This window comes from Acinetobacter bouvetii (genome assembly GCF_902753875.1).
GTDB classification, from domain to species: domain Bacteria; phylum Pseudomonadota; class Gammaproteobacteria; order Pseudomonadales; family Moraxellaceae; genus Acinetobacter; species Acinetobacter bouvetii_A.
The window spans coordinates 80,264-93,462 of record NZ_CADDTS010000040.1 but is presented as its reverse complement, the minus strand read 5'-3'; the positions used below and the strand labels follow the sequence as shown (position 1 = coordinate 93,462).

Sequence of the window (13,199 nt, the reverse complement as noted above, 5' to 3'; positions counted from 1 at the left end):
CTATTCACTGGTCACGCGATTGACTTCCTGAAGCGAAGTCACCCCCTGCATAACCTTGATTAATCCTGAACGGCGTAAATTATTAAACCCCGATTTTTCAGATGCTGCTGCAATTTCAAGTGCATTGCCATCTTCCATAATAATTTTCGAAATTTCAGGTGTTACTTTCATGACTTCATAAATACCGACACGACCTTTATAACCTTCACGACATTCAGAACAGCCTACGGGCTGATAAACCTGAAAATCTTCCTGCTTCAGATCTTCTTCAGTAAAGCCCATTTCTAATAAACTTGGCTCCGGAATTTCAGCAGGTATTTTACATTGAGAGCATAAACGACGTGCCAAACGTTGCGCAATCACCAAGTTTACCGAGGTGGCAATATTAAATGAAGGAACCCCCATATTACGTAAACGGGTCAAGGTTTCAGGCGCACTGTTGGTATGTAATGTGGACATTACCATATGACCGGTTTGTGCTGCTTTCACAGCAATTTCTGCAGTTTCCAAATCTCGAATCTCACCGACCATGACAATATCTGGATCTTGACGTAAGAATGATTTTAGCGCAGCTGAGAAGGTTAAGCCGACTTTAGCATTGACATTGACCTGATTAATGCCTTCCAAGTTAATTTCTACAGGATCCTCAGCCGTAGAGATATTGGTATCTTCACGATTTAGAATATTTAAACCTGTATAAAGTGATACGGTTTTACCCGAACCAGTTGGACCCGTAATTAGCAGCATACCTTGCGGTTTTTCCAGCGCCTGCATAAACAATTCTTTTTGTGCTGGTTCATAACCCAATGCATCAATACCAAGCATGGCACTGGATGGATCTAAAATACGCAGCACCAGTTTTTCACCAAATAGGGTAGGCAATGAGTTGACACGAAAGTCGATGGCTTTGGTTTTTGACAGTTTGAGCTTAATCCGTCCATCTTGAGGTAGTCGCTTTTCAGAAATATCCATTTGCGACATAACTTTTAGGCGTGAAGCCAAGCGTGTTGCCAGTTGCAAGGGTGGATTGGCAATTTGACGTAGAACCCCATCAATCCGATAACGGACACGATATGATTTTTCATAGGGTTCAAAATGTAAGTCGGATGCGCCCATACGAATGGCATCAATCAATAACTTATTAATATACTTAACAATTGGTGCTTCGTCAGCCTGTTGTTCATTATCGTCTTCATCTTTAGCTGATAAATCTTCCTGTTCCAGGTTTAAGTCGATATCATCATCAGAAAATTCAAAGGAGTCTGCTTCAGCAAAATTCTGTTCAATCAGTTTTTCTAATTTTTGATGTTCTACAATAATCGCTTCAATATTCATTTTACTATTGAAACGGATCGCATCCATTGCATCTATATTAGTAGGATTGCTGGTGGCAACATAGAGTAAATTACCACGCTTAAAAATGGGTAAAATACGATGTTTGAGAACCAGTTTATCGTCAATGCCTTCACGAATAATCTGTGCAGAATCATAAACACTCAGATCAAATAGAGGCTCACCAAATTCTTGCGAAATTTTTTCAGCAATATCGAGAGACGAAAGTTTAAGTTGATCAATCAGGAAAGGAACAATATCTTGATTGGCCTTTTTTGCATTCGAAATAGCAGCCTGCATTTTTTCAGCAGAAACTAAGCCATCTTCAACTAAACGTCGAATAAAACCTGTGAATCTTGGTGAACCTTGTAATGCTGTCATGCTTTAGTATGCCTGCTCAATCAATTTGTTTATAATTGGTATCGTTAAATTATACTTTTGTTATATAAAAATACCATATCTTAAAGTGTTGTCATCTACTTAATATCAGATAAAACTTTGAACCAGTCGTAATTACAACCTAAAGTTTTTTGAATATATCTTGAAAAAGAACAAAGTCATAAAAAAGCAAGATGAAAATTATCTAAAAAAAACGAAATTCCGTGTAGAATATGCGCGGTTTAATGAATTGTTTTTAATAGGTTACTGTATGTCGGGTTCGACTATTACTCCTTGGGTTGTCGGCAATTGGAAAATGAACCCAATGCAGGCGGATGCAAAATCATTACTCAATGATTTTAAAAAATTATTGCAAAATAATGAAATTAAAGAACAAGATTGTTATTTAGGAATTGCGCCGACCATGCTGGCTTTGAGCAGTGTTCAGACGGAATTAACAAGCGCCGTTCGACCTGTATATACCGTGGCACAAAATGTATCACGTATTTCAGGAACAGGAGCATATACCGGTGAGGTGAGTGCTGAACTGCTGAAAGATCATCAAATCAATTTTGTACTGATTGGTCATTCAGAACGTCGCGAGATTTTTGGTGAAACTGTTCAGGTCTTAAATGAAAAAGTTAAAAACGCATTAAATGCGGGTTTAACTATTATTTATTGTGTCGGTGAAAGTCTGGAACAGCGTGAAAATGGTCAGGCTGAACAGGTGGTGTTGCAACAGATTTGCGATATTGCTGCGGTTGTACAAGCCGAGCAGTGGAAAAATGTTGTGGTGGCTTATGAGCCGATCTGGGCAATTGGTACAGGTAAAACCGCTTCTCCAGCAGATGCACAAGCCATGCATGCAAAAATTCGTGAAGGTTTAACCCAAATTACCGCCTTTGGGTCAAGCATTGCCATTTTGTATGGTGGTAGTGTTAAAGCTGAAAATGCAGTAGAGTTGGCAGCCTGTCCAGATATTAACGGTGCGCTGGTTGGTGGTGCATCTTTAAATGCAGAGTCGTTCTATAAAATTGCTCAGGCTTTTGCAAATACAAAATAATTAGGAGTTCAGCATGCAAACTTTTGTGCTGGTAGTACATATTATCTTAGCCATTTTAATGATTGTATTGATTCTGGTACAACATGGTAAAGGCGCAGATGCAGGTGCGTCATTTGGTGGCGGTGGTGCTGCAACCGTTTTTGGTGCTTCAGGTTCAGCGAATTTTTTAACCCGTTTAACTGCAATTTTAACCGCTTTGTTTTTTGTCACCAGCCTGACTTTAGCCGTGTTTGCCAAAAAACAAACTACAGATGCTTATAGCTTAAAATCGGTGCAGACAACAACGCCTGCACCGGCAAATTCGACTGAAACTTCACCAGTTGCACCGAAAACAGGCGAATAAATTTATTTAGTTCTTTCCTTTTGTACCTGATCCGACTAGAATGCGTCACAGCTGCGGTGGTGGTGGAATTGGTAGACACGCTACCTTGAGGTGGTAGTGCTTTCGGGCGTGGGGGTTCAAGTCCCCCCTTCCGCACCAACTTATAATCCAGAACATAAGTTGGTGTGAGCAGCAAATCTGTTGATGCGGGATGGAGCAGTCTGGTAGCTCGTCGGGCTCATAACCCGAAGGTCGTTGGTTCAAATCCAGCTCCCGCTACCAATCAATCTTGTTTTAGATGCAAACTAAAATAAGCACCTTGATAGTGAAAGGTGAGATAATTTTTTGCAATGTTGATGCGGGATGGAGCAGTCTGGTAGCTCGTCGGGCTCATAACCCGAAGGTCGTTGGTTCAAATCCAGCTCCCGCTACCACTTTTGATTAAGGTGCAACTTAATCAAGGCAAGTAGAAACGATTTAGATTGAAAAATGGTTCCTATTTGTATATAATTTTTGCACGTTGATGCGGGATGGAGCAGTCTGGTAGCTCGTCGGGCTCATAACCCGAAGGTCGTTGGTTCAAATCCAGCTCCCGCTACCAAGTTTCTAAAAGGCTCACAAAAAGGTGGGCCTTTTTGCACAGTGGACTTTGGTTTTTCTGTGTAAATAGGGGCGATTACGCCCTTTTTTATTGGCTATCGTGTAGTGTCGACATTTAAAATGGTCAAATCGTCATGTTTCACTACTAATATAGTTGAGTTGGTCTGAACCGGTCATCGTGACCATTGAATCGCACAATTGACGAGAGTAAATGAAGCTATCAAATAAAACTCAAGCACTCCAAGACTTAATCGCTCCTGCAGTGCAAGCATGCAATGTAGATCTTTGGGGAATCGAATTTCTTCCTCAAGGCAAGCGTTCTTTATTACGTATCTATATTGATAAAGCAGATGAAAGCAATGAGCAACCTGTCATCAATGAAGATGGGGAGCTTGAGCAAGGTCGCGGAATTGGTGTACAAGACTGTGTTCGCGTAACGCAGCAAGTGGGTGCCATGCTTGACGTGCATGACCCAATTTCAGGTGAATATTCACTAGAAGTCTCTTCTCCTGGCTGGGATCGTCCATTCTTTCAACTTGAGCAGATGCCAGCCTATATTGGGCAGCAGGTTGCATTACGCCTGATTAGTGCTGTAGATAACCGCCGTAAATTTCAAGCGAAACTGGTTGCAGTAGACCTTGAGAATGAAATGATTCAAGTGGAAGTCGAGAAGCAACAGGTCCTTGAAATCGATAGTCATAATATCGACAAAGCAAATTTGATTTACCAAGATTAATTTATCCAATAAATAAGAATCTGAACGAATAGGTGACTTATGGCACGTGAAATTCTTACCGTAGTAGAAACGGTTAGTAACGAAAAAGGTGTAAGTCGTGATGCAATTTTTGAAGCACTTGAACAAGCTTTAGTTGCTGCGACTAAAAAGAAATTTTACGAAGGCACAAACTCGGAAGAAGCACGTTTACGTGTGGAAATCGATCGTAAAACTGGCGATTACCGTACTTTCCGTCAATGGGAAGTGGTTGCCGATGAAGATCACGAAATGCCGGCATGTCAGGATGCCATCTCTGATGTAGATCCTGCAAAATGGTCGATTGGCGATATTCGTGAACTTGAAGTGGAATCGATTGACTTCGGTCGAATTGCAGCACAAATTGCCAAACAGGTCATTGTGCAAAAAATTCGTGAAGCTGAACGTGCGCTAATTGCAGATGCCTACGAATCTAAAGTTGGTGAGCTCATTTACGGTGAAGTGAAAAAACAAACCAAAGATGGTTTCATTATTGACTTAGGTGACAATGCTGAAGCTTATCTGGCACGTGAAGAAATGATTCCTAAGGAAATTCTTCGTCCTAAGCAACGTGTGAACGCGATTTTATATAGCGTGAATCGTGAAGGCCGTGGTGCGCAACTGTTATTGTCACGTTCACGTCCTGAAATGCTGATTGCCTTGATGAAAAAAGAAATTCCTGAAATTTCTGAAGAAATCATCGAAATTAAAGCAGCTGCACGCCAACCGGGTGTTCGTGCTAAAATCGCGGTGAAAACCAACGATCACCGTATTGATCCAGTCGGTGCATGTATTGGTATGCGTGGTACACGTATCCAAGCGGTTCAGTCAGAGCTGAATGGTGAACGTATTGATGTGGTGGTGTGGTCTGATGATCCGGCACAGTACATCGCCAGCGCTTTAGAACCTGCTGATGTATCCAGTATTGTGATTGATGAAGATGTGCACAGCGCAGACATCATTTTCGCAGCAAGCGATCAGTTGGCACGTGCGATTGGCTCGCAAGGTCAAAATGTCCGTTTAGCCTCTGAATTGACAGGCTACAAACTGGATATGATGCTCGAAGAGGAATTCTACGCGCGTCAACAAAACGAAGCTCAACAATATCTGGATATGTTTGTTACCCGTCTTGATATTGACGAAGATTTGGCAATGGCTTTGGTTGAAATGGGCTTTACTTCTTTGGAAGAGATTGCTTATGTGCCAGCTGAAACATTCGATGAAATCGAGCTAGATGCTGAAACTGTTGAATTATTGCAAAGCCGTGCGAAAGAAATTACATTGGCAGATGCTTTAAAACAACAAGAAAACATTCAGGAACCAAGTGCTGAACTTGTTGCAATGCAAGGGATGACACAGGAAATCGCGTATGCACTTGCTGCTCGCGGTGTGGTAACCGTAGATGATTTAGCTGACCAAGCCACTGATGATATCGCTGATATTGAAGGTTTAGGTGCGGAAAAAGCTGGTCAACTTATTATGAAAGCGCGCGAATCATGGTTTAACTAGGAGGAAATATATGACGGACAAGTCGATTAAAGAGTTAGCGCTTAGCGTGGATCGTCCCGTTGAGAAGCTCCTAGAGCAGGTTCGTGACGCAGGTTTACCGCAACGTAAAGCTGAAGATATTATTTCCACTGAACAACAAAATACCCTTGTCAACCATTTGAAGAAAGTTCATGGTCAGGATGATGGGCATGCAGGAAAAATCACGTTGAAACGTAAAACAACCGGTACTGCTAAAGTGGCAAGTACATCAGGTAAGGCCAAAACCATTAATGTAGAAGTGCGTAAAAAGCATACATTTGTGAAGCCTGACCCAGAGCAAATTAAAGCTGAAGCTTTAGCCAAAGCACAAGCTGAGCAAAATACACGTGAAGCTGAGCCTAAAGCGACAGCTGAAGAGCCTAAGCAAGGCGTATCTAAAGCAAAACAGGCTTTAGAAGCAATGCGTGCTGCAGCGAAGCAGGAAACAGCTAAGCAAGAAGTACCTAAAGCTGCTGTTGTGGTAAAACGTAAGTCAACCAACAAGCCGATTGTGAAACAAGCGGTTAAAGTGACTGAAACTCCAGAGCAAAAGAAAGCTCGTGAAGCGCAAGCTGCACAATTGAAAGCAGTTGAAGAAGCAGCACGTCGTAAATCGGCTGAAGAAGCACAACAACGTACGCTTGAACAAATGCGTCAGATGGCTTCTAAGTATTCTTCTGAAGAGACTACAACTACCATTCGTGTGATTGATGATTCTCCGCTTGCAGCCGGTCTGGTTGGTCAGGCTTATGAAGATTCATTTGCCAAAGAAGACCGTGAAATTAAACGTGGTGGCAACACCACCAGTGCACGTGCACCGAAGAAAGGTGGCCGTCGTGGTCAGGAAGAGCAATCTTTCAGCCATAACCAGCATAAACGTGGTTTGAAAACCAGTCAGGCCAATAAGCATGGTTTTGAAAAACCTGTTAAAAAACAAGTTTATGATGTTGAAATTGGTGCCACAATTGTTGTAGCAGATCTTGCGCAAAAAATGGCAGTTAAAGTTCGCGAAGTTATCAAATCACTCATGAAAATGGGCGAGCTTGTCACTCAGAACCAAGCCATTGACCAGGAAATTGCTGCGCTTGTAGTTGAAGAAATGGGCCATAATCCGGTTCTTGTTTCTGATACCCAAACAGAAGATACCTTGCTTGAAGCAGCTGAAGAAGCACGTGGTGAGCAAACGACCCGTCCACCAGTTGTGACGATTATGGGTCACGTTGACCATGGTAAAACATCTCTGCTTGACCGTATCCGTCGTACAAAAGTGGCTGCAGGCGAAGCTGGCGGTATCACACAGCACATTGGTGCTTATCATGTGAAAACTGATAAAGGTATTATTACCTTCCTGGATACCCCGGGACACGCAGCATTTACGGCAATGCGTTCACGTGGTGCCAAAGCGACTGATATCGTGGTTCTGGTCGTTGCTGCAGATGATGGTGTCATGCCGCAAACTGCTGAAGCAATTGATCATGCTCGTGCCGCAGGTACACCAATTATTGTTGCTATCAACAAAATGGATAAAGAATCTGCAGATCCAGATCGTGTATTGAATGAATTGACCACTAAAGAAATCGTGCCTGAACAATGGGGCGGTGATGTTCCAGTGGCGATGGTTTCAGCGCACTCTGGTATGGGGATCGATGAACTTCTAGACCTGATTTCAATTCAAGCAGAACTTCTTGAATTAAAAGCATCTGAAGAAGGTGCTGCACAAGGTGTCGTTATTGAAGCGCGTGTGGACAAAGGCCGTGGTGCAGTCACTTCGATTCTTGTTCAAAATGGTACATTGAATGTAGGTGACCTGGTTCTTGCCGGTGCATCATACGGTCGTGTTCGTGCCATGACTGATGAAAACGGTAAACGTATTAAATCAGCGGGTCCTTCAATTCCTGTAGAAATTTTAGGTCTTCCTGATGCGCCAATGGCGGGTGATGAAGTTCTGGTTGTGAATGACGAGAAAAAAGCACGTGAAGTTGCTGATGCTCGTGGTGACCGTGAACGTCAAAAACGTCTTGAGCGTCAATCTGCAATGCGTCTTGAAAACCTTATGGCGTCTATGGGCAAGAAAGATGTGCCTATCGTCAACGTTGTATTGAAAACAGATGTACGTGGTACTTTGGAAGCGTTACACGTTGCACTTGCTGACTTGGCAACTGATGAAGTTAAAGTTCGTATTATTGGTTCAGGCGTAGGTGCAATCACTGAATCTGACGTGACACTGGCTGAATCTTCAGAGGCTGTACTTCTAGGCTTTAACGTACGTGCTGATAACACTGCACGTCAAAAAGCTGATGCTGATGGTATCGACATCCGTTACTACTCTGTCATTTATGAATTGATTGATGACGTGAAAGCAGCAATGAGCGGTAAGTTGGCTCCTGAGCATCGTGAAACAATTCTGGGTGTTGCTGAAGTACGTGAAGTATTCCACTCAAGCAAATTCGGTGCGGCTGCAGGCTGTATGGTGCTTGAAGGTGTATTACACCGTAACAAACCGATTCGCGTATTGCGTGAAGATGTGGTGATCTTCCAAGGTGAGCTTGAATCTCTTCGTCGCTATAAAGAAGTGGTTGAAGAAGTTCGCGCCGGTATGGAATGTGGTCTTGCGGTGAAAGGCTATAAAGACATCAAACCTCAAGATAAGATTGAAGTGTATGATGTTCAATTGATTAAACGGAGTCTTTAATGGCGGGTAGTCAACGTCTTAAGCGCATGGGGGATACCGTACAACGCGAGTTGTCCGAGTTGATCCGTCAGGAGCTGAAAGATCCACGCTTAGGTGGTCTAGTGACCATCTCTGCGGTGAAAGTTAGCCCAGATTTAGGATATGCCGAAGTTTATGTAACGGTGATGGGTCGTGAGCTTGGCGATGAGCAAAGCGAAGCTGCAAACAAAGACACTTTAGAGGTTTTGAATAAAGCCTCTGGTTTCTTGCGCCACGAACTCAGTCGTCGTATCAAGACGCGTATAACACCTCGTTTGCGTTTCCATTACGACAAAACCAATGCATATGGCAACTATATGTTTGGTCTGATTGCAGAAGCAGTCAAGGACTTACCTCCTGCTGATGATGCAAAAAAAGATGATGAATAATCACTAAAAAGAAAAGCCACCTTCGGGTGGCTTTTTTTATTTCGATTACTTTTAGTGATCTTATACTTTCATTATTTCTTTCAATCACTTATTTATATAACTAATTTACACGCCACTTAACAGGCTTGATAGATACATCATTCTATTGCGCGAGATATAATGTTATGAATAAGCTCTTTTTTATCGTTTCTGTACTTCTTATTTCCAGTTGCTCAAGTGTACCGCCTATTCAGTCGGCTTTAAAAAGTAAGTCTTCATTTGAAAATGCAGTATTTGGTGGGGAAACTGTGATATTGGATCAGCCAATAAAAAATAGTGAAGAGTCCTATCGTATTTTTCGAAAAGCAGCTACTGGTTTTGTATCCTTACAAACTGTGCGAGAAAATGCGGAACATGCATCAATTACTTTTTGTGAACGTAAAAATAAAGCAATGCATAGCCTTACTGAAACTGCTGCAAGACCTCCATATATATTGGGAAATTTTCCACGAATAGAACTAGTGTTTGAGTGCATTGAGAAAACTGAGAATGGAAATAATAATAACCCAGTAGGTAAATATGAGAAACTTACAGCCTTAAAAAAATTATTAGATGATGGTGTTCTTACTAAACAGGAATTTGAAAAAGAAAAGGCTAAAGTTTTGGCTGAAAATTAATTAAATTGACTCAGTCTACTGTAACTTCAACTGAGTATAAATTTTAATTAAAATCAAAATCTTAATATAAGTTAAGAGAAATAGCCTGATTTCATGCGAGATCATCATGTGAGTCATTTTTGGCTTTTGGATTGCGACGACGGGTACGTTGCCAGGGTAAAGGACGATCCAGCGCTTCGGGAACTTCACCACTGGTTGAACGCAAACGCAGATGTAAGGCGGCCTGTGCCATTAAATTGGCCGACACGGGTGCGGTAATGAACGCTAATAAGGTCAGTAGCAGTTCAGCGAAACCAAAGCGTCCTTGAAAGGCTGCGAAAATCATCGCTGCAATCAAAAAGCTCCCCAATCCCAAGGTACTGGATTTGGTGGGTGCATGTAGCCGCATAAACAAGTCAGGCAGTCGTATCATGCCAATGCCGCCCACCAGCATAAAGAATGAGCCAATCAATAAAAAAATCGAGACCAGAATTTCCATTGTTATTTGCATGTCGTGTCTCCTAATCGACCACATGGCCAGTGGTAAAATAGCGTGCCAGAGCCGCAGTAGAGACAAATCCCAGCATGGCTACTAGGAGGGCACCTTCAAACAGCGAGGTACTGGCCCAATAGATGCCCAGAATCACCACCAGACAGGTAGCATTGAGAAACAGGGTATCTAAAGCCAGCAGACGATCCACAATGGAAGGACCCATGACCAGACGGATCAGGCAAAAAAACATGGAAATGGTAATGGCGACCATACAGATTCCCAATGCATAGGGCAAAATACTCATGAGTCTTCTCCTATTTCCACATCAAAAATGGCCATCAGGGCTTTTTCATAGCGATTTTTAATTTCCAGAATATCAATTTCAGCATTGTCGGTGCTTAAAGCATGAACCAGAATATCTCCGCGATCATGGTCAATCCCGGCAGTGACCGTACCTGGGGTGGTGGTAATAATCAGGGCCAGTAAAACATTGACCTGTTCATGCTGGGTTTCTAAAGGAACCCGAAACCATTGCGGATGCAGTTTGTGGGTCGGTCCAAGCACCAGTTTAGCCACCTGAATATTACAGATGATAATGTCCCACAGTACGACAAAGAATAATTTGATCGCCAACACCCAGTTGATATTCGGGGTACGACCAATAAAAGGCTTCACCAGACGTGGAATCACAATCCCCAGCAACAACGCCATCAGCAATGTGGCAGGGTCGGCGCTGTGTGCTAGCATGATCCAGCTTAAAGCCACAATAACGGAAACAAACGGATGTGGTAACCACTTTTCCCAGAACGATGTTTTAGACATGGTTAAGGCTCCATCGGTTTAAGTTTGGCATTATCTGCATCAGCGGGTTGTTGTCGCTGCTGCTGGCTGATCTGACGTTGCTTATATTCTGAAATGTGCCCGCCTTCCAGAGTATCTTTGGGGATGATATATGGAATCAGATGGGCATTCGGGTCTACCGTTTCACCGCCATATTTGGTTTCAGGTAAATTTTCAGGATCATAAGGCTGTACGCTAATCACCTCATTAAGCTCATCTTTGTGCAGAATAATGCTTTCATACAAGACATTATTCTGGATCTGTTCAGCCGTTTTAAACATATATTGCTGAATCGGATGGGCACAGATCATATATAGCACTAATCCGGACAGGAGGAGATAAATCGTTTTGTCATTTCGTGCAGGAGATTGTTCCGGTAAAGCCTGATAGGCTTTAAACGCATCGCTATGGGGATTGTCTTCCGGTGTGGTGGCACGCCAAAACAGCACAAAACCGACCCGGGTAAAGGCAATAATACTGAGCAGGCTGACCACAAGGACCACAGCAATAATCACACCTTGATAAGGGGAGTGTGAAGTCGCTTGCAAGATAAACACTTTGCCTAAAAAGCCACTGAATGGCGGTAAGCCAGCCATCATTAAGGCAATTAAAAAGAAGGTCAGTGACACCGCTGTTTGCTGTTTCATTTGCGGGGCAATATTGAAATGATCCTTGAAGCTGCCGCGTTGTGAGGTAATCCAGCCACTAAGTAAATAAAATGCTGCCGCAATAATGGTACTGTGCACCAGATAATACAGTCCCGCCGCCCATGCCAGGGTATTAAACAGGGAAATGGCAATCAAGATCGTACCGACTGAAGACAAAATCATAAAGCCGACAAAGCGTCGCAAGCGTTCAGCGCCAATCGCGCCAATCACGCCATACACCGAGGTAATCAAACCAATCGGAAGTAACCAGTTGGCCAGAATGCTGTGGCTTAAGTCATCTTCAAACAGGGTGCCATTGACCCGAAGAATGGCATAGATCCCGACTTTGGTCATGATGGTAAAAATGGCAGCTACTGGCGTCGTGGCCACAGCATAGGTTTTCGGTAGCCAAAAACCGACCGGTAGCATGGCGGCTTTAATCCCGAACACGACAAATAACAGTAAGCCACCGGCAACAGCCAGTTTATGCTGATCAGGCTCTAGCAGGGGAATAAGACGTGCCACATCGGCCATGTTCAGACTGCCAACACTGCCGTAGATCATGCCCAGACCAATCAGAAAGAGTGCGGAAGCCAGCAAATTAATGGTGACGTAATGAATGCCCAGTTGGAAACGGGCTTTGCCTTGCCCGTGTAACAGCAACACGTAGGAAGCCATCAGCAAGATTTCAAAGAACACAAATAAGTTAAATAAATCACCGGTTAAAAACGCACCGCATAGGCCCATGAGCAAGAAATGGAACATGGCATGGAAATAACGCCCTTTGGAATCCCATTCACGACTGGCATACCACAGGATAGGCGTGGCTAGTACATAGGTGAGTACCAGCATCAATGCGGACAGTTGATCCAGAACCAGCACAATACCGAACGGTGCAGACCACTCGCTCAAACTATAGATACTGATTTGACCAGTGCTGGCCAAAATCAAATACAGGATGGCCGTGGTTAAGCCTAAAATGGAAGACACATAGCTAATGCCACGCCGCCAGGGTTGGCGCCAATCGCGTGATAAGGAACCGGCACCCGGATTGCCTAAAAGCACCAGTAAAAAGCCGGTCAATGCTGGAATTAAAATACTGAAAATCGGGGTATGTTCAGTCCAAAACTGGATGACAGCATTCATCAAGGCTCATCCTCACGCGGGTCAATCTGGGGTATTTCTTCTTTTGAGTCAACGTGATCGGTCCCTGTTTCATAACGACTACGCAAAGCCAGCTGGATAATAAAAGCAGTAGTTGCAAAACCAATCACAATGGCCGTTAATACCAGTGCCTGAGGTAAAGGATCCGTGGCCTTGCTGGTTTCGGTCAAAATGGCCGGTGCATTGACCTGAATCCTGCCCATGGCAAACAGAAACAAGTTGACCGCATAGCCAATCATCGCCAGTCCTAATACCACGGGAAAAGTACGGGCACGTAAAATTAGATAAATACCTGTAGCTGTGAGTAAGCCAATTGCCGAAGCCAATAAAAATTCGAGACTCAACATT

General features: G+C 43.3%; 13 protein-coding genes and 4 tRNA genes. 11 read left to right on the top strand and 6 right to left on the bottom strand.

Annotated elements, in window-relative coordinates; all coding sequences use genetic code 11:
• Nucleotides 1-1,713 (bottom strand): type IV-A pilus assembly ATPase PilB, encoded by a 1,713-nt coding sequence (gene pilB / locus FB6_RS12085; RefSeq protein WP_174560227.1) that lies wholly within the window; start codon nucleotides 1,711-1,713, stop codon nucleotides 1-3.
• 268 nt (nucleotides 1,714-1,981) lie between these two features.
• Here pilB and tpiA point away from each other — a divergent pair, with 268 nt between their 5' ends.
• The 11 genes from tpiA to FB6_RS12030 all read left to right on the top strand — a co-directional run bounded on the left by tpiA (nucleotide 1,982) and on the right by FB6_RS12030 (nucleotide 9,728).
• Nucleotides 1,982-2,773, top strand: coding sequence for a triose-phosphate isomerase (gene tpiA / locus FB6_RS12080; RefSeq protein WP_174560226.1), 792 nt, complete (start codon nucleotides 1,982-1,984; stop codon nucleotides 2,771-2,773).
• A 13-nt stretch (nucleotides 2,774-2,786) separates the two neighbouring features.
• Nucleotides 2,787-3,116, top strand: a complete 330-nt coding sequence (gene secG / locus FB6_RS12075; protein WP_174560225.1) for a preprotein translocase subunit SecG — start codon at nucleotides 2,787-2,789, stop codon at nucleotides 3,114-3,116.
• A gap of 53 nt (nucleotides 3,117-3,169) precedes the next feature.
• Nucleotides 3,170-3,254, top strand: a tRNA-Leu gene (locus FB6_RS12070).
• A 46-nt stretch (nucleotides 3,255-3,300) separates the two neighbouring features.
• Nucleotides 3,301-3,377: transfer RNA gene (locus FB6_RS12065), tRNA-Met, on the top strand.
• 75 nt (nucleotides 3,378-3,452) lie between these two features.
• Nucleotides 3,453-3,529 (top strand) — tRNA-Met (locus FB6_RS12060).
• Nucleotides 3,530-3,619: 90 nt separating this feature from the next.
• Nucleotides 3,620-3,696, top strand: a tRNA-Met gene (locus tag FB6_RS12055).
• Between the two features lie 210 nt (nucleotides 3,697-3,906).
• Nucleotides 3,907-4,431 (top strand): ribosome maturation factor RimP, encoded by a 525-nt coding sequence (rimP, locus tag FB6_RS12050; protein ID WP_174560224.1) that lies wholly within the window; start codon nucleotides 3,907-3,909, stop codon nucleotides 4,429-4,431.
• A 39-nt stretch (nucleotides 4,432-4,470) separates the two neighbouring features.
• Nucleotides 4,471-5,955, top strand: coding sequence for a transcription termination factor NusA (gene nusA / locus FB6_RS12045; RefSeq protein ID WP_174560223.1), 1,485 nt, complete (start codon nucleotides 4,471-4,473; stop codon nucleotides 5,953-5,955).
• A 10-nt stretch (nucleotides 5,956-5,965) separates the two neighbouring features.
• Complete coding sequence (infB, locus tag FB6_RS12040) at nucleotides 5,966-8,665, top strand: translation initiation factor IF-2 (protein ID WP_174560222.1); 2,700 nt, start codon at nucleotides 5,966-5,968, stop codon at nucleotides 8,663-8,665.
• On the top strand, nucleotides 8,665-9,072 hold the full coding sequence (locus FB6_RS12035) for a ribosome-binding factor A (protein WP_174560221.1): 408 nt from the start codon (nucleotides 8,665-8,667) through the stop codon (nucleotides 9,070-9,072). The genes infB and FB6_RS12035 overlap by 1 nt, the downstream gene beginning before the upstream one ends.
• 164 nt (nucleotides 9,073-9,236) lie before the next feature.
• Nucleotides 9,237-9,728: an SHOCT domain-containing protein gene (locus FB6_RS12030; protein ID WP_174560220.1), complete on the top strand. Its 492-nt coding sequence runs from the start codon at nucleotides 9,237-9,239 to the stop codon at nucleotides 9,726-9,728.
• A 91-nt stretch (nucleotides 9,729-9,819) separates the two neighbouring features.
• Here the strand turns inward: FB6_RS12030 and FB6_RS12025 are convergent, their stop codons facing one another.
• Genes FB6_RS12025 through FB6_RS12005 form a run of 5 tightly spaced genes read right to left on the bottom strand, consistent with a single transcriptional unit; the run spans nucleotide 9,820 to nucleotide 13,198 of the window.
• Entirely contained in the window at nucleotides 9,820-10,218 is a 399-nt protein-coding gene (locus FB6_RS12025; protein WP_174560219.1) for a Na+/H+ antiporter subunit G, read from the bottom strand.
• Nucleotides 10,219-10,228: 10 nt separating this feature from the next.
• Complete coding sequence (locus tag FB6_RS12020) at nucleotides 10,229-10,504, bottom strand: monovalent cation/H+ antiporter subunit F (protein ID WP_174560218.1); 276 nt, start codon at nucleotides 10,502-10,504, stop codon at nucleotides 10,229-10,231.
• On the bottom strand, nucleotides 10,501-11,022 hold the full coding sequence (locus FB6_RS12015; RefSeq protein ID WP_174560217.1) for a Na+/H+ antiporter subunit E: 522 nt from the start codon (nucleotides 11,020-11,022) through the stop codon (nucleotides 10,501-10,503). Before FB6_RS12015 ends, FB6_RS12020 begins: the two co-directional genes overlap by 4 nt.
• Nucleotides 11,023-11,024: 2 nt before the next feature.
• Nucleotides 11,025-12,833: a monovalent cation/H+ antiporter subunit D gene (locus tag FB6_RS12010; protein ID WP_174560216.1), complete on the bottom strand. Its 1,809-nt coding sequence runs from the start codon at nucleotides 12,831-12,833 to the stop codon at nucleotides 11,025-11,027.
• A complete protein-coding gene (locus tag FB6_RS12005) occupies nucleotides 12,833-13,198 on the bottom strand; it encodes a Na+/H+ antiporter subunit C (RefSeq protein WP_174560215.1) in 366 nt (121 codons plus the stop codon). Before FB6_RS12005 ends, FB6_RS12010 begins: the two co-directional genes overlap by 1 nt.
• Between the last annotated feature and the right edge of the window lies 1 nt (nucleotide 13,199).